Raw genomic sequence first — 19,658 nt, 5'->3', positions numbered from 1 at the left:
GCGGCAAGGGTGTTCTCAAAGTGGCAGAAGAACGTGATCGGATCCTCGACATCGTCGTCGAACTCCTCGAGACCGAGGGCTACGACGCGGTCCAATTGCGGGAGGTGGCGCGCCGGGCCAAGACCTCACTGGCCACGATCTACAAGCGCTATTCCACCCGCGACGAGTTGATCCTGGCCGCGCTGGACTCCTGGATGGCGGAGAACCGGTATTCGGGGCTGGCCATGACCGGGCAGGTGCGTGAGCCGGATGAGTCCCTCTATGAGGCGCTGATGCGGATGTTCCGCACCATTTTCGAACCGTGGGAGAAGCACCCCGACATGCTCAGGGCGTACTCGCGGGCCAGGGCCGCACCCGGCGGTGAGCGCCTGGTGCGCAGAGGCCTCGACACGGTCGTGCCCACGGGTCTGTCCATCCTGACCGGGGTCGACGAGACATTCGTGCACGATCTCGACACCATCGTGACCAGCCTGGTGTTCGGCCTGGTCGGCCGGTTCACCGCCGGTGAGATCGCCATCACCGAGATCCTGCCGAGCCTCGACCGGACCGTGTACTGGCTCACGGCAGGGTACGACGCTCGGCGCTAGCCGATCTGCGCGTCGATGAACTCGACGATGGCCGCGGCCACGTCCCGGTGCACCGACTCGTTGAGGATGTCATGGCGGCCGCCGGGAAACTCCTTGAACTGCAACGGGTCTACCTCGTCGGCGTAGGCCTTCACCGCCCCGGCGGGGGCGATCACATCGGCCGAGCCGTGCAGGGCCAGGGTGGGCACCGTGAGCGTCGGCAGCTCGGCACCGAATCGATCCCACGCGCGGTCCAGCTCGCGGGTGAGCGCGGCGCCGTCGGCGTCGACGAACGCCAGCGGGTCGTTCTCCAGGGCGTCCAGGTAGAACGGATCGGACGAGAGCCAGCTGGGGTCCAGATCCAATGATGTGTCCCTGTCCAGCATTTCGGGGATCGGCACCAGTGGGGCGCCGGAGATGACCCCGGCGCGGTACCGGTCGGGCTCGCCGAGTAGCCGGAACAAGGTCACCACCGAACCGAACGAATGTCCTTGTGCCACCAGCGGTATGCCGGGCGTCTCGTGCTCGGCGACGGCGGTGAGTGCCTCGGCCAGCGCCGAGCTGTCCTCGATCGAGCCGAAATCGCCTCGGGTGCCCGGGGTCAGGCCATGGCCGAACTGGTCGACTGCCCACAGGTCGATGCCGGCGGCGTTGAGCGCGAATCCGTACCGGTGATAGACCCCGGTGTGCTCACCGAAGCCGTGCAGGAAGACGACGGCCGCGCGGGGCCCGGGTACCGCCCAGTGCCGGTAATAGGCCCGTCCGCGGTCGTGCTCGATGAATGGCATACCACTCACTGCAGCAATATCGGGGCACGACCGCAAGGATTTGGCTCGGCCGGCGCATCAGTCGAACGCCTACCTACGCAACATGGCATCAGGCACGCGCGCATCATGATGCGGCGAGGTTTCCGAGCAGGACATCCTGTTGGTCGGCCATCCGGTCCTGGATCGCCTCGACGACAGCCGCCACCACCGGCCGGCGCAGCGTCTCGGCCCTGGCCACCAGCCAGTAGCCCAGCCGAACCGTGAGTTCGGCGGGCAGAACCCGCACCAGATCCTCGTGCCGGTCGGCCATGAAACACGGCAGCAGCCCCAGACCCGCGGCGGCTCGCGTCGCCTCGACGTGGACGAACACGTTGGTGGAGGTCACCGATTCACGCATGGCCGGTGCGAAACTCGCGGCCATGTCGAGGTCGTCGACTTGCAACATCGAGTCGATGAAGTACACCAGCGGAAATCGGGCCAGGTCCGCGATGCTGTCCGGGGCCCCGTGTTCGGCCAGATAGGACTGCGCGCCGTAGAGGCCCAGGCAGTAGTCGCCGAGGCGGATCGCCTCGGCACGCCGCACCTGGGGTGCGCCCACGACGATCTCGAGGTCCAGGCTCGAACGCTGTTGGGAGGCCCTGCGGGTGGCGGTCACGATCTCGACGGTCAGGCGCGGATGCCGACGCTGCACCTGGGCTGCGGCGGGCGCGGCGATGTAGGCGCTGAAACCGTCGGTCGCCGAGATCCGCACCACGCCTTCGAGTTGCCGGGTGCCGGTGGCGGCAAGGGTGGACACCGCGGTCTCGACGGTTTCGGCAGCGGCCAGCGCCTCGCGGCCGAGGTCTGTGAGTTCCCACCCGCCGCCCGCCCGCGTCAGTACCCGGCCCCCGATGGCCTGCTCGAGAGCAGCGATGCGCCGCGAGATCGTGGTGTGGTTGATGCCCAGCTCATCGGCCGCCGCGGTGTAGCGGCCGGAGCGGCCGACGGCCAGCAGAACCAGCAGGTCGTCCGCGCTGGGGCGGGTGGGCCTTTGCGCACCGTCCATTTCTGCATTTTCGCAGACTGATAGTGCGGATTTACCCATTGCGGACCGTTCGGCGTGCATGAATACTCACCAAAGCTGTAAGGGGCATCACAGTGCCATGTCACAAGGAGAGCCGCGGATGAGCGCGCCCAATCTGACCGGCCTGCGCCGCGTCGTCGCCGCCTCGATGGCAGGCACCGTGGTCGAGTGGTACGAGTTCTTCCTCTACGGAACCGCCGCCACACTGGTCTTCAACAAGTTGTTCTTCCCGCAGGGCGGCAATGAGTTGGACGCCATCATGGCAGCCTTCGGCACGTACGCGATCGGCTTCCTGGCCCGCCCGCTCGGCGGCATCGTGTTCGGTCACTACGGCGACAAGTTGGGTCGCAAGAAGCTGCTTCAGTTCAGCCTCGTGCTCGTCGGCCTCGCCACGTTCCTGATGGGCTGTCTGCCCACCTTCGGTCAGATCGGCTACCTGGCACCCGTGCTGCTGGTGGTCCTGCGCTTCGTGCAGGGCTTCGCCGTGGGCGGAGAGTGGGGTGGCGCGGTGCTGTTGGTGGCCGAGCACAGCCCGAACCAGTCGCGTGGTTTCTGGGCGAGCTGGCCGCAAGCCGGTGTCCCGGTCGGCAACATGCTGGCCACCGTGGTGTTGCTGCTGCTCAATGGGCTGCTCAGCGCCGACGCGTTCCTGTCGTGGGGCTGGCGTGTGGCCTTCTGGCTGTCAGCGGTGGTGGTGCTGATCGGCTACTACATCCGCACCAAGGTCACCGACGCCCCGATTTTCGTTGCGGCCCAACAGGAAGCCGAACAGATCAAGGCGAGCTCGTTCAGCGCGATCGAGGTGCTCAAACGTTATCCGCGCGGGGTGTTCACCGCGATGGGCCTGCGATTCGGCGAGAACATCATGTACTACCTGGTGGTCACGTTCTCGATCACCTATCTCAAGGAGCACGTGCACTCCGACACCAGCGACATCCTGTGGTGGCTGCTCGTCGCGCACACGGTGCACCTGGTGGCCATCCCGATAGTGGGGACCCTTTCTGACCGTTACGGCCGCCGCCCGGTGTACTTCCTCGGTGCCGTCGGCGCGGTCTGCTGGGGCTTCTTCGCCTACCCGATGATGGACAGCGGTCAGTATCTGCCGGTGACCGCGGCCATCACGCTGGGCCTGGTGATCCACGCCCTCATGTATGCGCCGCAGCCCGCGCTGATGTCCGAGATGTTTCCGACCCGGATGCGCTATTCGGGTGTCTCCCTTGGTTATCAGGTGACCTCGATTGTCGCCGGCTCGCTGGCGCCGATCATCGCCGTGTGGTTGTTGAAGACCTACAACTCCTCGGTGCCGATCGCGGTGTACCTCGCGGTGGCCGCGCTGGTCACGCTGATCGCGCTGGCGTTCACCCGCGAGACCAAGGGTGTGGACCTGGCCGACATCGATGCCGCTGACCTGAAACGGGCCGCGGTATGAGTGATCTTGCCGGCTGCAGCGCCCTGGTCACCGGTGCCGCCAGCGGGATCGGTGCGGCATGTGCACGCGAGCTGGCGAACCTCGGCGCGGTGGTCACCGTGGCCGACATCGATGCGTCCGGGGCTGAGGCCGTCGCCCGCGAGATCGACGGAAAAGCCTGGGCGGTAGACCTTCTCGACGTCTCGGCACTGGAAACCCTGAAGCTGGACTGCGACATCCTGGTGAACAACGCCGGGGTGCAGAGCATCCACCCGATCGAGGAATTTCCCCCCGAGCGGTTCCGGATGCTGCTGGCGTTGATGGTCGAGGTGCCGTTCCTGTTGATCCGCGCCGCCCTGCCGCACATGTACTCGCAGGGGTTCGGCCGCGTCGTCAACATCTCGTCGGTGCACGGCTTGCGCGCCTCGGAGTTTAAGTCCGGCTACGTCACCGCCAAGCATGCGCTGGAGGGCCTGTCCAAGGTGACCGCGCTGGAAGGCGGCCCGCACGGGGTGACCAGCAACTGCGTCAACCCTGGCTATGTGCGGACCCCGCTGGTGACCAAGCAGATCGCCGATCAGGCCCGCATCCACGCCATTCCGGAGCAGGACGTGCTCGCCGAGGTGTTGCTGAAAGAAAGCGCCGTCAAACAATTGGTGGAGCCGGAAGAGGTTGGTGCGTTGGTAGGTTGGCTGGCGTCCCCGAACGCCCGGATGGTGACCGGGGCGTCGTACACGATGGATGGTGGGTGGAGCGCTAGATGAGTCAACCGCAATGGGAGCCGACGCCGGAAGGTACCGAAGCCGCCCGGGTCACCGATTTCGCCCGGTTCGTCGAAGCCCGCACCGGGATCAGCGCGCCGGACTATCAGCACCTGTGGCAGTGGTCGGTCGACGATCCGGCGGCGTTCTGGGGCGCATTGTGGGATTACTTCGATCTGGGTGAGCGGCCCGAAGCGGTGCTCACCGGTGACGAGATGCCGGGTGTGCGGTGGTTCCCCGGGGCGCGCCTCAACTATGTCGACCAGGTGGCCAGGCAGGCCCGGACCGATCGGCCGGCCATCCTCACCGTCGCCGAGGGCGGGGCCGTCACGGAGCTGTCCTGGTCCGAATTGTTGCGCCGTACCGCGGCTTTCGCGCACACCCTGCGATCGCTCGGTGTCGAGCCGGGGGATCGGGTGGTCGGCTATCTGCCGAACATCGCCGAGGCCATCATCGCGTTCCTGGCGACCGCGAGCATCGGCGCGGTCTGGAGTGCATGCGGGCAGGACTACACCGCCAAAGCCGCCCTGGACCGGCTCGGCCAGTTGGAACCGATCGTGCTGGTGACCGCGGACGGATATCAGTTCGGCGGCAAGTCGCACGACAAGAGTGCCGACATCGCCGCCGTGCGTGACGGCCTGCCCTCGTTGAAGGCTTCGGTGCTGGTGTCGCGACTGGGAGCGGCCCGCGAAGACTGGCTGGACTGGGATTCGGCCACGACGGGCAAGGCCGAGTTGTCCACCACGCCGGTGGATTTCGATCATCCGCTGTGGGTGCTGTACTCCTCCGGCACCACGGGGTTGCCCAAGGGCATCATGCACGGCCACGGCGGCGTGCTGCTCGAACACCTCAAGGCGGTGTCGCTGCAGTCCGACATCGGCGGTGCGGACACCTTCTTCTGGTACACCAGCCCGAGCTGGATGATGTGGAACTTCCAGGTGGCCGGGCTGCTGGTCGGGGCCACCATCGTCTGCTACGAGGGCAGCCCCACCTATCCGACGGCCGACGCGCTGTGGCACATCGCGGCCACCGTCCATGCGACGGTGCTGGGCACCAGCCCCGGCTATGTATTGGCCTGCGCCAAGGCCGGTGCGGTACCCCGCGAAGAGCATGACCTGTCGGCACTCAAAACCGTGGGCATCACCGGATCCTCGCTTCCGCCCTCGTCGGCGCTGTGGCTGCGCGACAACGTCGGCGAGCGGGTCCAGGTCTCCTCCTTGAGTGGCGGCACCGACGTGGTCTCGGCGTTCATCGGCGGCGCGCCGACGGTGCCGGTGTGGCCGGGCGAGTTGTCCACTCGTTACCTGGGAGCGGCGGTGGATGCGTGGGACGAGTCGGGCAGGCCTGTGCGTGGCGAGGTCGGGGAGTTGGTGATCACCAAGCCGCTGCCGTCGATGCCGATCGCGTTTTGGAACGACCCGGACGGATCCCGGTACCGCGCCGCATATTTCGAGATGTTCCCCGGCGTGTGGCGTCACGGTGACTGGATCACCATCACCGACCACGACAGCATCGTCGTGCACGGCCGGTCGGACTCCACGCTGAACCGCAACGGCATCCGCATGGGCAGCGCCGACATCTACCAGGCGGTGGAGCGGCTGCCCGAGATCGCCGAGGCGCTGGTGATCGGGGCCGAACAACCCGACGGCGGATACTGGATGCCGTTGTTCGTGGTGCCCGCCGAGGGCATCGAGCTCACGGATGCTGTGCGGGACAAGATCATTCAGACTATCCGCACCGAGGTGTCGCCGCGGCACGTGCCCGACGACATCATTGTGGCACCGGGCGTTCCGCACACTCGCACGGGCAAGAAGCTCGAAGTGCCGATCAAGAAGCTGTTCCAGGGGGCGGATGCGGCCAAGGTGGTCGAGCGCAGCGCCGTCGACAACCCGGACCTGCTCGACTGGTACGCCACGCAGCGTCCAAAGGGCTGACTCTGCGCTCAGGGCGTGAAAGTGCGAGTGGACAACGCCCTCACCGCAGAGTCGATCTACTGCAACCAGGCACCGATGCGGCGCAGCGCCTCTTCGATGTCACTGGTCGGGCCGGCGAAGGACAGCCGGACATAGGAGCCGCCGCGCACGGTGTCGAAGTCGATGCCGGGAGCGATGGCAACGCCGGTGTCGGCCAACAGCTTCGAGCACCAGACCAAGGAATCCTCGGTGTGGTCGCTGACGTCGGCGTACACGTAGAACGCGCCGTCGGTCGGCGCCAGGCGGTCGATGCCGATGCCGCGGAGCCCGTCGAGCAGCAGCGTGCGGTTGTCGGCGTAGTGCGACAGCAGACCGTCGGCCTCGGCCAGCGCCTCCGGGGTGAACGCGGCCACCGCCGCATGCTGGGCCAAGGCCGGCGGGCAGATGGTGAAGTTGCCGGTGAGCCGGTCGACCGCGCGCTGCAACTCGGTGGGCACCAGGAGCCAGCCCAGCCGCCAGCCGGTCATCGCGAAATACTTCGAGAAGCTGTTGACCACCACGGCGTTTCGCGAGGTTTCCCACGCGCAGCTGGTTGCGGGCGCGCCGGGGTAGACCAGGCCGTGGTAGACCTCATCGCTGATCAACCGGACGCCGGAGTGGTCGCACCAGGTGGCGATGGCGGCCAATTCGGCGGGCGGGATGACGGTGCCGGTCGGATTGGCCGGGCTGGCGACGATCACGCCGGCCACCGGGGGATCGAGCGCGTCGAGCATCGCCACCGTCGGCTGGAAACGGGTCTCGGGCCCGCATGGGATCTCGACCACCTCGCAGCCCAGCGCGGTGAGGATGTTGCGGTAACAGGGGTAGCCGGGACTGGCGATGGCCACCCGATCGCCGACATCGAAACAGGCCAGGAAGGTCAGCAGGAATCCGCCGGAGGAGCCGGTGGTGAGCACCACCTCGTCGACGCCGACCTCGACGCCGTATTTGCGGTACGACGCGGCGATCTGGGCGCGCAACTCCGGCAGACCGAGCGCGACGGTGTAGCCGAGCTGGCCGTGGTTCAGTGCGGCGACGGCGGCATCGCGCACTGCCGCCGGCGCCCCGGCACTGGGTTGCCCTGCCGACAGGTTGACGAGGTCGCCGTGGGTGCGCTGGCGTTCGGCCGCGGCCAGCCACACGTCCATGACGTGGAACGGCGGGATCCCGGCGCGCAGTGCGACGTGGTCGGTCATCGGAGTGAGGTTAGCAACGCTGATCCAACCGCCGAAACCGCATTCCGGCAGGAAAAGTGCGAGTAGACACCTGCTGGAATGCGGTTTCGGCGAAAGCTGGACACGTTAGAACACCACGGCGGCGGGCCGCCTAGAACACTTGAGCTTCGAGCCGGCGCAGATGTTCCCGCGGCGGTCCGAGCAACTGAGCACTGCCGTGGGCGCGCTTGAAGTACAGCTGGATGTCGCTCTCCCAAGTGATGGCGATGCCGCCGTGCAGCTGGATGGCCTCGGCGCTCACCGCCGACAGCGCCTCGCTGGCGAAGTAGCGGGCCAGGGAGGCTGTGGTGGGTGACGGTGCGGCGATGGCGTCGTTGACCACTGCACGCGCTGAGGACACCTTGACGTAAAGGTCGGCCATGCGGTGTTTGAGCGCCTGGAAGCTGCCGATCGCGCGACCGAACTGCACCCGGTCCTTGGTGTAGGCGACGGTGAGGTCGAGGCAGCGCGACGCGGCGCCGATCTGTTCGGCGGCCATCAGCAGGGCCGCGGTGTCGGCGAGGCCGGGATCGGCACCGAGGACAACGGTGTCACCGGGGATCACCGCGGACAGCCGGCGGGTCAGATCCATGGTGGTTTTGGGGGTGGCGGTGAACGTGGTCCAGCGGGTCAGGTTCTCGCCGTCGGCCGCGATGACGACATCGGCCACATCACCGTTGATGACGTAGTCGGGGTCGAAGGCCACGGTGCCGATCGAGGTGCCTTCGGCAAGGCTCTCGAGTGGCTCATGGTCGTCGACGGCGAGCAGGGCGAGCTCGGCCAGGGTGGTGCCGAGCAGCGGAGTCGGCACCAAGGCCTTACCGAGCTCTTCGAGAACCACTGCGGCATCGGCGAGTTCGCCTCCGGCGCCGCCGAGTTCCTCGGGAACCACCAGCGCTGCGGCGCCGACCTGCTCACACAGCAGGCTCCACAGCTTCTCGTCGTAGCCGCGGTCGGATTCCATGGCCGCGCGCACGGCCTCCGGCGAGGCGTGCTTGTCAACCAGCGCGGCGACGGTTTCGCGCAGCAGTTGACGTTCTTCACTCATCAGAGGGCCTCCAGCAGTCGACGACGGTGTGCGGTCGGATCGCCCCAGGCACTGCGCAACGCCTGTACGCGCAGCAGTGACAGGGACAAGTCGTGTTCCTGGGTGAACCCGATGGCGCCGTGGGTCTGCAGCGCCGAGCGGGCGGCCAGCAGCGCGGCGTCGGAGGCGGCCACCTTGGCGGCGCTGATATCGCGAGCGGTGTCGGGTGAGTTCTCGGCCAGCGACAGTGCCGCGCCGTAGACCAGCGGACGGGCCAGTTCGACGGCGATGAGGACATCGGCCAGCTTGTGCTTGATTGCCTGGTACGAGCCGATGATCCGGCCGAACTGGGTGCGCTGCTTGGCGTATTCGACGGACTGATCCAGCATGGCCTGACCGGCGCCGACCAACTGGGCGGCCGTCGCCAGGACACCGAACTCATAGGCCCGCACCGTATCGGCGGCCTGGGTGTCGCCGGAGGCGGTGACGTCGAACAACTTTCGGGCCGGGTCGACGGAATCGTGCGCGGCTCCCGTGGTGGCCTCGCCGACCTGTCCGTCGGCGGCCAGCAGGACGAGACCGGCGACGTCGGCGTTGACCGCGCGCGGTGCCTGCGGGGGCATGGCGACCGTTGCGATCAACTCGCCTGAAGCCAGACCTGTGGCCCTTTCGTCGTTCGCGAGCAGAATCGGTGCCACGGCGATGGATTCGGTGACCGGTCCGGGCACCGCCCAGTAGCCCAGCCGTTCCAGGGCCACGACCAGATCGACCGGGCTGGCCTCGATGCCGTCGTACTTCTCGGGCACCAGCAGGGCGGTCACCCCGAGGTCGGTCAGTTGAGCCCACACCTTGCGGCCGGGCGCGGTGTCGCCGTCGCCCCACGCGCGCACGGCGGCCGGAACATCGGCGGCACTGAGCGCCGCGTCGATGCTGGCCGCGAAGTCGCGCTGCTGTTCGTCGATCTGGAAGTTCACTTCGGCTTCCCTCCCAATTCACGCGGTAGGCCAAGCAATCTCTCGGCAATGATGTTGCGCTGGATTTCGTTGGTGCCGGCGTAGATCGGGCCGCCCAGGGCAAACAGCAGGCCCTCGGTCGAGTGATCGACCAGCTCGGCATCGGGACCCTGCATGTCCAGAGCGGTCTGATGCAGGGCGACGTCGAGGTCCGACCAGAACACCTTGGTCACCGAGGACTCGGCACCCAGCTCACCGCCGTTCGCCAGCCGGGTCACGGTGCCGAAGGTGTGCAGCCGGTAGGCCTGGGCCTTGATCCAGGCGTCGGCCACCCGGTCGGTGAACACCGGATCAGGATTCGACTTCCACTGCGCGACAAGCCGTTCGGCGGGAGCCAGGAAGCGAGCCGGGCTGCGCAGCGACATGCCGCGCTCGTTGCTCGACGTGCTCATCGCGGCGCGCCAGCCCTCGTGCACGGCGCCGATCACGTCGTTGTCGGGTACGAAGACGTCGTCGAGGAAGATCTCACCGAAGCCGGTGTCGCCGCCGAGTTGGGCGATCGGTCGCACGGTGATCCCGGGCGCCTTGAGGTCGAACATGAAGTAGGTCAGGCCCTTGTGCCGCTGCGCCTCAGGGTCGGACCGGAACAGGCCGAAGCCGCGCTCACCGAACGGCGCCCGCGAGCTCCAGATCTTCTGTCCGTTGAGCTTCCAGCCGCCGTCGACCTTGGTGGCCGTCGAGCGCAGCGAGGCCAGGTCGCTGCCCGACTCGGGCTCCGACCAGGCCTGGGCCCAGATCTCCTCGCCGCTCGCCATTTTCGGCAGCACGCGCTGAAGTTGCTCTTCGGTGCCGTGTGCGAACAGTGTCGGCGCCAGCATGGCGGTGCCGTTGGCGCTGGCCCGTCCGGGCGCGCCGGCGTGGAAGTACTCCTCCTCGAACACCACCCACTGCAGCAGCGTGGCATCGCGGCCGCCGTACTTTGTGGGCCAGGCGATCACCGACAGTCCGGCGTCGAAAAGCACCTTGTCCCAACGGCGATGCTGTTCGAAGCCTTCGAGCGTGTCGTACGACTTGGTCGGGAAGGACTCCCGGTTGGCCGCCAGGAATTCGCGGACCTCGGCCCGAAAGGCCTCGGTCTCGTCGTCGAAATTCAGGTCCATTGCACCCCTTCTCGGGTCCCTCTGCTGCGCAGCACCGGTTTGATCACCTTGCCGCCAGGATTTCGCGGCAGCACATCCAGAAACTCAACTGATCGCGGCACCTTGAAGTTCGCGAGATGCTCGCGGGTATGGGCGATCACGGCGGCCTCGTCCAGCGTCACGCCGGGCTTGACCACCACGTAGGCCTTGCCGACCTCACCGAGTCGCTCGTCGGGAACGCCGATCACGGCAGACTCGGCGACGCCGTCCAATCGGGCCAGCACCTGCTCGATCTCGGCTGGGTACACGTTGAACCCGCCGCAGATGAACATGTCCTTGAGGCGATCGGTGATGGTCAGGTTGCCGCGCGCGTCGAGCGTGCCGATATCGCCGGTGTGCAGCCAACCGTCGGCGTCGATGGCCTCGGCTGTCGCGGCCGGGTCATCGAGGTAGCCGAGCATCACGTTCGGCCCGCGCAGCAGCACTTCGCCCGAATCGTCCAGGCGTAGTTCGAAATCGGCGATCGGCCGTCCGCACGTGTTGGCGACGGTCACGGCGTCGTCATCAGCACGGCACATGGTGCCGAATCCGGCCGCCTCCGTCAGCCCGTAGGCGGTCAGCACGATGTCGATGTCGAGTTCGGACTGCATCCGCTCGATCAGGACCACCGGCACCACCGCCGCGCCGGTGACCGAGAAGCGCAGAGACGACAGGTCGTACTCCGCCCGCTTCGGGTGATCCAGCAGGGTCTGGAAGATGGTCGGCGGGCCGGGGAGCACGGTAATGCGGTGCTCGGCAATGGTTTTGAGAGCCTGCTCAGGGTTGAAGGTGAGCACCGGGTACAGCGTCGCGCCGGTCTGCAGGCAGGCCAGGATGCCGGCCTTGTAACCGAAGTTGTGGAAGAACGGGTTGATACACAGGTAGCGGTCGGTGCTGGTGACCTGGCCGCACTCGGCCCAGGCGGCGGATCCGTCGAGCGACTGCCGGTGTGCACACCGCACACCCTTGCTCCGTCCGGTGGTGCCGGAGGTGAACAGGATGTCGGAGACATCATCGGGCTGTACCGCGGCGGCGCGGGCGTCGACCGCATCCAGGTCGGTCCCGCGGGCAAAAAAGGAATCCCAGGACTCGTCGCCGGTCTCTTCCTTCTCAACGGGCACCCGCACGATGTGCCGGAGCGCGGGCAGCGCGTCCCGGTCCAGTTCGGCGGTGCGGTCCGAACCGAGAAATTCACCCGCGGCGATCAGCAGCGGTGCCTCGGTGCGGGCCAGGATGTCGGTGGCCTCGCTCGCGGTGTAGCGGGTGTTGAGCGGCACCATCTGTGCGCCGGCGTAGTGGGTGGCCAAGCAGGCGACCACCCAGTGCCAGGTGTTGGGCGACCAGATCGCCACTCGGTCGCCGGGTGCGACGCCGAGATCGATCATCGCCGCGGCGGCTTGGCGCACATGCGCGCGTAGTTCCGAGTAAGTGAGACGCTGGACTCCGCCGGGATTGCCGACTCCGCCGGCAGGCGTGACCAGGGCCTCATGGTCGGAAAACTGCACGGCAACCCGGTCCAGTACCGCTGGAACGGTACGGCGATCTGGCCCCGCGAGCGGATGGTGTGCCCCGGTCATGATGCTCCCTTAACAAAGCAAGTGCTTGGTAGGTTAGCCTACAGGGGTGATAGAGGTCCAGGAGTTCCGGGCCGAGGTCCGGCAGTGGCTCGCAGACAATCTCGTTGGCGAATTCGCAGCCCTCAAGGGCCTTGGTGGACCGGGGCGTGAACACGAAGCCTTCGAAGAGCGACGGGCGTGGAATCAGCATCTCGCCGCGGCGGGATTGACGTGCCTCGGCTGGCCGGTGGAGCACGGTGGCCGAGGGCTGTCGGTTGCGCACCGCGTCGCCTTCTATGAGGAGTACGCCCGCGCCAACGCGCCGGACAAGGTGAACCACCTGGGCGAGGAACTGCTCGGGCCGACGCTCATCGAGTACGGCACCCCCGAGCAGCAGAAGCGGTTCCTGCCCAAGATCCTCGACGTCACCGAGCTGTGGAGTCAGGGCTACTCCGAGCCCAACGCCGGCAGTGACCTGGCCAATGTGGCGACGACGGCCGAGCTCGATGCGGAGGGCGAGCAGTGGCACATTAATGGCCAGAAGGTCTGGACATCGCTGGCCCACTGGGCGCAGTGGTGCTTCGTGGTGGCCCGCACGGAGAAGGGCTCCAAGCGGCACACCGGCCTTTCCTATCTGCTGGTGCCGCTGGATCAGCCGGGTGTCGAGATCCGCCCCATCATCCAGCTGACCGGTGACTCCGAGTTCAACGAGGTGTTCTTCGACGACGCCCGCACCGAGGCCTCGCTCGTGGTCGGTCAGCCCGGCGACGGTTGGCGCGTCGCCATGGGAACGCTGACCTTCGAGCGCGGCGTTTCCACGCTGGGCCAGCAGATCCGCTACGCCCGTGAGCATTCCAACCTCGTCGAACTGGCCAAGCGCACCGGTGCAGCCGACGATCCGCTGATCCGTCAGCGGCTGACCGAGTCGTGGACCGGCCTGCAGGCCATGCGTTCCTACGCGCTGGCCACGATGGATGTCGAACAGCCCGGACAAGACAATGTTTCGAAGCTGTTGTGGGCCAACTGGCACCGCGAGCTCGGCGAGATCGCCATGGACGTGCAGGGCACGGCCGGGCTGACGCTGCCTGACGGTGAGTTCGACGAGTGGCAGCGGCTGTACCTGTTCTCGCGTTCGGACACCATCTACGGCGGGTCCAACGAAATCCAGCGCAACATCATCGCCGAGCGCGTGCTCGGTCTACCCCGAGAGGCAAAAGGCTGATGAGCGATCTCTCCGTAGCTCCCAAAGAGGTTGAGGGCCACGGCCTGCTCAAGGGCAAGGTCGTCCTCGTCACCGCCGCCGCTGGTACCGGCATCGGCTCCTCCACCGCGCGCCGCGCCCTCCTGGAGGGCGCCGACGTCGTGGTGTCCGACTACCACGAGCGGCGCCTGAACGAGACCCGCGATCAGCTGGCCGAACTCGGCCAGGGCCGGGTCGAGGCAGTGGTCTGCGATGTTACCTCCACCGAGGCGGTCGACGCGCTCATCGCCCGGTCCGTCGAAAAGATGGGCCGCCTGGACGTTTTGGTGAACAATGCCGGCCTCGGCGGCGAGACCCCACTGGTCGACATGACCGACGACGAGTGGGACCGCGTCCTCAACGTCACGCTGAACTCGGTCATGCGGGCCACCCGTGCGGCCCTGCGGTACTTCCGCGACGTCGAGCACGGTGGCGTCATCGTCAACAACGCCAGTGTTCTCGGCTGGCGTGCGCAGCACTCGCAGTCGCACTACGCCGCCGCCAAGGCCGGTGTCATGGCGCTGACCCGGTGCAGCGCAATCGAAGCTGTCGAATACGGGGTGCGGATCAACGCCGTCTCGCCGAGCATCGCGCGGCACAAGTTCCTGGAGAAGTCGGCCGACGCCGCACTGCTGGACCGGCTGTCCTCGGACGAGGCGTTCGGCCGCGCTGCCGAGCCGTGGGAGATCGCCACCACCATCGCCTACCTGGCCAGTGACTACTCGAGCTACCTGACCGGCGAGGTCATCTCGGTGTCGAGTCAGCGGGCCTGAGGACCAGCCGTAGTTTTGGCCGGCATGTCTTACGTGCCCGGCTATGAGCGACTCTGTCGCTCATAGGTGGGCAACCCGAAAACTGTTGCCTGCGTGGTCGTTTAGGCGCGAGTGACGCGTGTGGTGGCGGCCTCTGCGGCAGAAGTTGTCGATGCGGCGTATGGGGCGATTATCGCTGAATTGTCGCTCATAGGCGGGCACTTCGGCACCTCAAGGAATCCGGTGCTACTGGGGCTTGTGTGACTCGTTCGGCTTCCATTCCGCGCCACGGTCTCCACAGGATCTTCACAATCGCTGCCCGGAAGCACCACAACCAGCGCTTACGCTCAGATCCGTGAAGCGAATCCTGGTGGTCGACGACGAGCCGACCATCCTTTCCGCGGTGGCCACCCGCCTGCGCGCCGAGGCGTTCGAGGTCGAGACCGCCGTCGACGGCCCGTCAGCGGTGGCAACCGCCGCGGCGTCCCAGCCGGATCTGGTGGTGCTCGACGTGATGTTGCCGGGCTTCGACGGGCTGGAGGTGTGCCGGCGCATCCAGGCCGAGCGGGTCGTGCCGGTGCTCATGCTGACCGCCCGCACCGATGAGACCGACATGCTGATCGGTTTGGGAATCGGCGCCGATGACTATCTGACCAAGCCGTTCAGCATGCGTGAACTGGTGGCCCGGGTCCGGGTACTGCTGCGCCGCGTGGACCGAGCGATTGCCGATCAGCCGCTGTCAGTTGGCGATTACCGTATCGACCTGACCGAGCGCCGGGTTCACCAGGGCTCCGGCGACGACGCCGTGGAAATCCACCTCACCCGAACCGAATTCGACCTGCTGGCTTTCCTCGTCGGCCGGCCACGGGCCGCGGTGGCCCGCGAGACGCTGCTGGAACATGTCTGGGGCTGGACCTCGGATGTCGAGAGTCGCACCGTGGACAGTCACGTCAAGGCGCTACGGCGCAAGCTCGGTTCCGAGCTGATCCGGACGGTGCACGGGGTGGGGTACGCCCTCGAGGTTCCGCGATGAGCGCTTGCGCGAAGAGCCGAGGGGCACGATGAGCGCTTGCGCGAAGAGCCGAGGGGCACGATGAGCGTCATCGCCGAGTTATGGGATCGGCTACCCCGGCCGCTGGACCCGTTCGCGTCGTTCAAGGTCAAGACTGGCCTGTTGGTCGGAGGTGCGATCCTGCTGGCCTCGTTCACGTTCTGGATCGGCGCGAGCTGGCAGTTCCGGTACGCGCTGCTGGCCGCGCTCGCCACGTCGCTCATCCTGACTCAGTTCCTCGCCCACGGCATGACCTCGCCGCTGCGGCAGATGACCGCGGCCGCGCGGGCCATGGCCCGTGGTGATTACAGCCTCCGGGTACGTGCCACCTCCCGCGACGAAATCGGCCAACTGGCAGTCGCGTTCAATCAGATGGCGGCGGACCTGGGCGCTGCCGACGAGTACCGGCGTGGGTTGATCGGCAACGTGTCCCACGAGCTGCGGACGCCCATCACCGCGTTGCAGGCGGTGTTGGAGAACGTGGTGGACGGGGTGGTCGAACCTGACGCCCAGACCATGCGATTGGCGCTGTCGCAGACCGAACGTCTCGGCGAGTTGGTGACCAACCTGCTCGATCTGTCCCGCATCGAGGGCGGTGCGCTTCCGTTGCAGATCAGTCGGTTCGACGTCGATGAGTTCCTGCACGAGGCCGTTGCCCATGTCTCGGTTTCGGCAGGCGGTGTGCCCGTGGTGATCAGGGTGTCGCCGCCGGACCTGAAGGCCGTCGCGGACCCGGCACGACTGCGCCAGGTCGTGGTCAACCTGGTGGACAACGCGATTCGGCACAGCCCGGCTGACGGACATGTGACGGTGCTGGCGGCCCGCGGTGCGACGGGGCTGCGACTCGAGGTGGCCGATCAAGGCCCGGGAATCGCGGCCGCCGAGCGGGAGCGGGTCTTTGAGCGGTTCACCCGAGGCGCCACCTCGGACGGTGGAACCGGGCTTGGTCTCGCGATCGCGCGGTGGGCAGTGGAATTGCACGGCGGGGTCATCGAAGTGATGGATACCGAGGCGGGATGCCGGATCAGGGTGGGCATTCCGGAATCGACGACGGGGGAGGACACGGTATGACGATGACATTTCCGGGAGTTCCGCAGTATCTGATCGGGCCGGCGTTGCCGAGTTCGGGCGAGCCCGGGTGGACGGTATGGCCGCGGCGGGTGTGGCCGATCGCACCGCTGGCGTCGGCGCCACACCGGGTGCTGACAGCCGCAGTGGTCGGCGGCCTGGTGGGTACCGCGCTGTGGCGGCCGTCGGTGCTGAGCATCGGCTACCTCGTCATCGGGATGATCGTCGTCGCCGTGGTGTACGGAACCGCCGAGCGTAGGCCGACCCGGACGGAGTGGGCAGGGATCGCGCTCACCCTGGCGTTGTTGGCCGTGCCCGCGCTGCTGGCCGCCGACTGGCTGGGCGTGCTCTGCATCATGGCGGCCTGGATTACCGGCTGGTGCACCCTGTTCGGTGGACGCACGTGGACGGCGGTGTTCGCCGGGCCTTTCCTGCCGTGGCTGTTGCCGGCCCGCGTGAGTGGTTGGGTGCGACGCGGATTGCCGAACCGGGTGGGCGTCGCCAATCCTGGCCGCGTCGCCATGGTCATCGGCCTCACCGTGGTCCTGGCGCTGGTGTTCGGGGCCCTGTTCGCCTCGGCGGACGCGGCTTTCGCTCACCTGGCCGGAAGCCTCGTACCCACCGTCGACGGCGGCGATGTCGTCGCCCGGGTGGTGGTCTTCGGCATCGTCGCGGCCCTCGTCCTCGGCGGCGCCTACCTGACCCGGTTCCCGCCGAGGCTCGATGCGCTGGCACCCGCACCGATGCGGCCGGTGCCGCGGTGGGAGTGGGCGCTGCCGCTCGGTGTGCTCGACGCGCTGTTCATCGCGTTCGTGGTGGTGCAGGCCGCGGTGTTGTTCGGTGGTCACACCCATGTGCTGGAAACCGAAGGGCTGACCTACGCCGAGTACGCCAGGCAGGGATTCTGGCAGCTGCTGTGGGTGTCGGGGCTGACCCTGCTGGTGCTGGGTGCGGTGATCCGGGTGGCCGGCCGGGTCGGCGTGACCGACCGCCGCTTGCTGCGTGTGCTTGTCGGAATCCTCTGTGCCACATCGGTTGTCGTCGTGGTTTCGGCGATCCACCGAATGTGGCTGTATCAGCAGGCTTACGGCTTCAGCACCGACCGGGTGATGGTGGTGACCATCGAACTGTGGCTGGGCGTGGTGTTCCTTCTTGTCGCACTGACGGGGATTCGGATGTCGGGGCGGTGGCTGCCCCATGCGGTGCTGGTCGCCGGGGTGGTGGCGTTGTTGGGGTTGGCAGCGCTCAATCCCGAGCGCCTCGTGGCCGACCGCAATATCGACCGCTTCGAGCAGACCGGTGAACTCGACGCCGAGTACCTGTCCCGGTTGTCATCGGACATCGATCCCGCACTACACCGGCTGCCCGGACACATCCGCGCGTGCGTGCGCTCCGATGGACCGCACGCCGACCCGTGGTATCTGTTCAATCTGTCGCGCGCACGCGCGGATCGCCCTGCGGTGACTGATCTGCCGGAGTATTGCTCGGCGTACTGGTCCTACGACTACCGGTAGGCCGCCCAGAATCGCGCCGATTCAAAGACTGTCGGGCCGGCTGCCGTGGGCCGAAGGTATGCCGTGTGACCGCACTCTCCGTCGAGGGCTCCTCTCGAACCACTCCGCTGGAACCGATCGCGCTCGATCCAAAGGAGCTCGGCCATCCGGCCGACAACCGCGCCGCCATCCCGCCGCTCGCCAAGCAGTGGGAGGGCCTGAACTTCCGGGAGATCCTGTCCCGGCCCGCTGCGTTCCTGTCGATCAGCCAGTCCAACTCGCTGTACAAGCCGGGCGGGGTTCAGTACGCGGAAGGGCACGCGTTCCGCGGCAGCCTTGAGGCGACGGTGAAGGTGGCGAAGGCGGCGCGTTCGGCCCCGAACTTCGTCTCGTTCAACTGGATCGGGTTCTCGGTGTTCCGCGATGACTACCCGAAGACGGATTTCGACCGGGTGCAGTACGACGGCTGGACCGGACACATCGACGCCACGCCCGAGCAGATCGCCTGGGACAACGAACTTGTCGGAGAACTGCGCGACCTGGTCGAGCCCGGCGACAACGAGCTGTACGAGAAAGCACTGCAAACGGCGTTCGTCGGCACGGACCTGCCCGGCGCGTTGAGCCGGCAGCGGGTCGAGGTGTTGGTGCTCACCGGGATCCATCTCGATTGGTGCGTGGAGGGCAACGCCCGCGCGGCGCGCGATCACGGTCTGTTGCCCATCGTGATCGGCGATGCGACCGGTGCGGCGCATCCTGACCAGGAGCGGGCAGCGTTCGAGCGGATCAACAACTTCTTCGCACCGGTCATCACGTCGGACCAGTTCGTGGAATGGATCGCCCGCTGATGGGGAACGTCGGGCTGCTTCTCGTCGGCGTGGCGCTGTTCGTCAACGGACTGGTCTCTGTTGGGTTGGTCAGTGGGCGGGGTGCCGCGCCGCTGAACCTGTTCGTCGGTGCGGCCCAGGTGGTTCTGCCGACGCTGGTTCTCGTGCAGGCGGGCGGCGATCCCGGCGTCGTCAACGCCACGTGGCCTAGTTATCTGTTCGGATTCACGTATCTGTGGTTCGCGTTCATCCAGATCTTCGACATCGATCCGCGCGGATTCGGTTGGTACAGCACGTTCGTCGCGGTGATCGCGGCGTACTACGCGATCAAGAGCGTGGAGACCGATCCGGTGTTCGCCGTCATCTGGGCCACGTGGGCGATCATGTGGACGTTGTTCTTCGTGTTGTTGGGGCTCGGTGTGACGAAGGCGGCCCGGCTCGACCTGGGGCATTTCACCGGTTGGTTCCTCATTCTGCTCGGCATCCCGACCTGCAGCCTGTCGGCGGTTCTGCTGCTCAACGGGGTCTGGCCGACGTCAGTGGCGGCTGGTGCGGTGGCGTTGGCGGTGCTGGTCGCGGCGACTGCGCTGTCTGTGGCGTTGTCTCGGCGTAGCGTTCGACGGGGTGAAGAGGTGGCGTCAGTTGTGGCGGACGGTGGCGCCGCCGTTGCGGTGGCCGGGGGTGTGCCCCAGCCTGCGTGATCCCGATGAGAACTGGCGGGCTCCTTGGCGGGGGCCCGTTTTCTCGTATGCACGTGACCTAGCAAGCGCTTGGTTGCTATGCTG

18 protein-coding genes are annotated in these 19,658 nt (G+C 67.1%); 11 read left to right on the top strand and 7 right to left on the bottom strand.

Annotated elements, in window-relative coordinates; translation table 11 throughout:
- Window positions 1–20: 20 nt before the first annotated feature.
- Window positions 21–587, top strand: a complete 567-nt coding sequence (locus QQ25_RS27730; RefSeq protein ID WP_039382263.1) for a TetR/AcrR family transcriptional regulator — start codon at window positions 21–23, stop codon at window positions 585–587.
- On the opposite strand, the gene QQ25_RS27725 is transcribed toward QQ25_RS27730, so the two are convergent.
- Together QQ25_RS27725 and QQ25_RS27720 are read right to left on the bottom strand one after the other, a co-directional pair.
- Window positions 584–1,354, bottom strand: a complete 771-nt coding sequence (locus QQ25_RS27725) for an alpha/beta fold hydrolase (protein WP_039382262.1) — start codon at window positions 1,352–1,354, stop codon at window positions 584–586. The genes QQ25_RS27730 and QQ25_RS27725 overlap by 4 nt on opposite strands.
- Before the next feature lie 103 nt (window positions 1,355–1,457).
- Entirely contained in the window at window positions 1,458–2,378 is a 921-nt protein-coding gene (locus QQ25_RS27720) for a LysR family transcriptional regulator (RefSeq protein ID WP_101906441.1), read from the bottom strand.
- 118 nt (window positions 2,379–2,496) lie between these two features.
- Here QQ25_RS27720 and QQ25_RS27715 point away from each other — a divergent pair, with 118 nt between their 5' ends.
- Genes QQ25_RS27715 through QQ25_RS27705 form a run of 3 tightly spaced genes read left to right on the top strand, consistent with a single transcriptional unit; the run spans window position 2,497 to window position 6,499 of the window.
- Window positions 2,497–3,825, top strand: coding sequence for an MFS transporter (locus tag QQ25_RS27715; protein WP_039382259.1), 1,329 nt, complete (start codon window positions 2,497–2,499; stop codon window positions 3,823–3,825).
- Window positions 3,822–4,568 carry a 3-hydroxybutyrate dehydrogenase gene (locus QQ25_RS27710; protein ID WP_039382257.1) on the top strand — a complete coding sequence of 249 codons (747 nt, stop codon included), beginning with the start codon at window positions 3,822–3,824 and terminating at the stop codon, window positions 4,566–4,568. The genes QQ25_RS27715 and QQ25_RS27710 overlap by 4 nt, the downstream gene beginning before the upstream one ends.
- Complete coding sequence (locus QQ25_RS27705) at window positions 4,565–6,499, top strand: acetoacetate--CoA ligase (RefSeq protein WP_039382255.1); 1,935 nt, start codon at window positions 4,565–4,567, stop codon at window positions 6,497–6,499. Before QQ25_RS27710 ends, QQ25_RS27705 begins: the two co-directional genes overlap by 4 nt.
- A 56-nt stretch (window positions 6,500–6,555) precedes the next feature.
- Here QQ25_RS27705 and QQ25_RS27700 read toward each other — a convergent pair whose 3' ends face one another.
- The 5 genes from QQ25_RS27700 to fadD3 all read right to left on the bottom strand — a co-directional run bounded on the left by QQ25_RS27700 (window position 6,556) and on the right by fadD3 (window position 12,466).
- Window positions 6,556–7,713, bottom strand: a complete 1,158-nt coding sequence (locus QQ25_RS27700) for a pyridoxal phosphate-dependent aminotransferase (RefSeq protein WP_039382253.1) — start codon at window positions 7,711–7,713, stop codon at window positions 6,556–6,558.
- 130 nt (window positions 7,714–7,843) lie between these two features.
- Entirely contained in the window at window positions 7,844–8,779 is a 936-nt protein-coding gene (ipdE2, locus tag QQ25_RS27695; protein ID WP_039325563.1) for an acyl-CoA dehydrogenase IpdE2, read from the bottom strand.
- Window positions 8,779–9,732 carry an acyl-CoA dehydrogenase family protein gene (locus QQ25_RS27690; RefSeq protein WP_039382252.1) on the bottom strand — a complete coding sequence of 318 codons (954 nt, stop codon included), beginning with the start codon at window positions 9,730–9,732 and terminating at the stop codon, window positions 8,779–8,781. Before QQ25_RS27690 ends, ipdE2 begins: the two co-directional genes overlap by 1 nt.
- A complete protein-coding gene (locus QQ25_RS27685; RefSeq protein ID WP_039382250.1) occupies window positions 9,729–10,871 on the bottom strand; it encodes an acyl-CoA dehydrogenase family protein in 1,143 nt (380 codons plus the stop codon). The genes QQ25_RS27690 and QQ25_RS27685 overlap by 4 nt, the downstream gene beginning before the upstream one ends.
- Window positions 10,862–12,466 (bottom strand): 3-((3aS,4S,7aS)-7a-methyl-1,5-dioxo-octahydro-1H-inden-4-yl)propanoate--CoA ligase FadD3, encoded by a 1,605-nt coding sequence (gene fadD3 / locus QQ25_RS27680; protein ID WP_052236117.1) that lies wholly within the window; start codon window positions 12,464–12,466, stop codon window positions 10,862–10,864. The genes QQ25_RS27685 and fadD3 overlap by 10 nt, the downstream gene beginning before the upstream one ends.
- Before the next feature lie 46 nt (window positions 12,467–12,512).
- Here fadD3 and ipdE1 point away from each other — a divergent pair, with 46 nt between their 5' ends.
- The 7 genes from ipdE1 to QQ25_RS27645 all read left to right on the top strand — a co-directional run bounded on the left by ipdE1 (window position 12,513) and on the right by QQ25_RS27645 (window position 19,574).
- Window positions 12,513–13,667, top strand: coding sequence for an acyl-CoA dehydrogenase IpdE1 (gene ipdE1 / locus QQ25_RS27675; RefSeq protein ID WP_039382248.1), 1,155 nt, complete (start codon window positions 12,513–12,515; stop codon window positions 13,665–13,667).
- A complete protein-coding gene (gene ipdF, locus QQ25_RS27670) occupies window positions 13,667–14,458 on the top strand; it encodes a (5R,7aS)-5-hydroxy-7a-methyl-1-oxo-2,3,5,6,7,7a-hexahydro-1H-indene-carboxyl-CoA reductase (RefSeq protein WP_039325552.1) in 792 nt (263 codons plus the stop codon). Before ipdE1 ends, ipdF begins: the two co-directional genes overlap by 1 nt.
- A gap of 334 nt (window positions 14,459–14,792) precedes the next feature.
- Window positions 14,793–15,470, top strand: a complete 678-nt coding sequence (locus QQ25_RS27665; protein ID WP_039382247.1) for a response regulator transcription factor — start codon at window positions 14,793–14,795, stop codon at window positions 15,468–15,470.
- Window positions 15,471–15,539: 69 nt separating this feature from the next.
- The gene (locus QQ25_RS27660) at window positions 15,540–16,559 is read left to right on the top strand and encodes a HAMP domain-containing sensor histidine kinase (RefSeq protein ID WP_039326911.1); all 1,020 of its coding nucleotides are present in this window, start codon (window positions 15,540–15,542) and stop codon (window positions 16,557–16,559) included.
- Window positions 16,556–18,070 (top strand): DUF4153 domain-containing protein, encoded by a 1,515-nt coding sequence (locus tag QQ25_RS27655; protein ID WP_039382245.1) that lies wholly within the window; start codon window positions 16,556–16,558, stop codon window positions 18,068–18,070. Before QQ25_RS27660 ends, QQ25_RS27655 begins: the two co-directional genes overlap by 4 nt.
- Before the next feature lie 65 nt (window positions 18,071–18,135).
- Complete coding sequence (locus tag QQ25_RS27650; RefSeq protein ID WP_039325547.1) at window positions 18,136–18,894, top strand: cysteine hydrolase family protein; 759 nt, start codon at window positions 18,136–18,138, stop codon at window positions 18,892–18,894.
- Window positions 18,894–19,574, top strand: a complete 681-nt coding sequence (locus tag QQ25_RS27645) for an AmiS/UreI family transporter (RefSeq protein ID WP_082017738.1) — start codon at window positions 18,894–18,896, stop codon at window positions 19,572–19,574. The genes QQ25_RS27650 and QQ25_RS27645 overlap by 1 nt, the downstream gene beginning before the upstream one ends.
- The last annotated feature ends 84 nt before the right edge of the window (window positions 19,575–19,658 follow it).

Origin of the sequence: Mycolicibacterium setense (assembly GCF_000805385.1) — a bacterium.
In the GTDB taxonomy this organism is placed as follows: Bacteria; Actinomycetota; Actinomycetes; order Mycobacteriales; family Mycobacteriaceae; genus Mycobacterium; species Mycobacterium setense.
Note: the sequence above shows the minus strand (reverse complement) of the source record. Positions and strands in the feature narration are given on the sequence as shown.

Bases quoted from the DNA above. Each gene is read 5' to 3' on its own strand.
- QQ25_RS27725 (WP_039382262.1), bottom strand. From the start codon at position 1,354: ATGCCATTCATCGAGCACGACCGCGGACGGGCCTATTACCGGCACTGG.
- QQ25_RS27720 (WP_101906441.1), bottom strand. From the start codon at position 2,378: ATGGACGGTGCGCAAAGGCCCACCCGCCCCAGCGCGGACGACCTGCTG.
- QQ25_RS27715 (WP_039382259.1), top strand. From the start codon at position 2,497: ATGAGCGCGCCCAATCTGACCGGCCTGCGCCGCGTCGTCGCCGCCTCG.
- QQ25_RS27710 (WP_039382257.1), top strand. From the start codon at position 3,822: ATGAGTGATCTTGCCGGCTGCAGCGCCCTGGTCACCGGTGCCGCCAGC.
- QQ25_RS27705 (WP_039382255.1), top strand. From the start codon at position 4,565: ATGAGTCAACCGCAATGGGAGCCGACGCCGGAAGGTACCGAAGCCGCC.
- QQ25_RS27700 (WP_039382253.1), bottom strand. From the start codon at position 7,713: ATGACCGACCACGTCGCACTGCGCGCCGGGATCCCGCCGTTCCACGTC.
- ipdE2 (WP_039325563.1), bottom strand. From the start codon at position 8,779: ATGAGTGAAGAACGTCAACTGCTGCGCGAAACCGTCGCCGCGCTGGTT.
- QQ25_RS27685 (WP_039382250.1), bottom strand. From the start codon at position 10,871: ATGGACCTGAATTTCGACGACGAGACCGAGGCCTTTCGGGCCGAGGTC.
- fadD3 (WP_052236117.1), bottom strand. From the start codon at position 12,466: ATGACCGGGGCACACCATCCGCTCGCGGGGCCAGATCGCCGTACCGTT.
- ipdF (WP_039325552.1), top strand. From the start codon at position 13,667: ATGAGCGATCTCTCCGTAGCTCCCAAAGAGGTTGAGGGCCACGGCCTG.
- QQ25_RS27655 (WP_039382245.1), top strand. From the start codon at position 16,556: ATGACGATGACATTTCCGGGAGTTCCGCAGTATCTGATCGGGCCGGCG.
- QQ25_RS27645 (WP_082017738.1), top strand. From the start codon at position 18,894: ATGGGGAACGTCGGGCTGCTTCTCGTCGGCGTGGCGCTGTTCGTCAAC.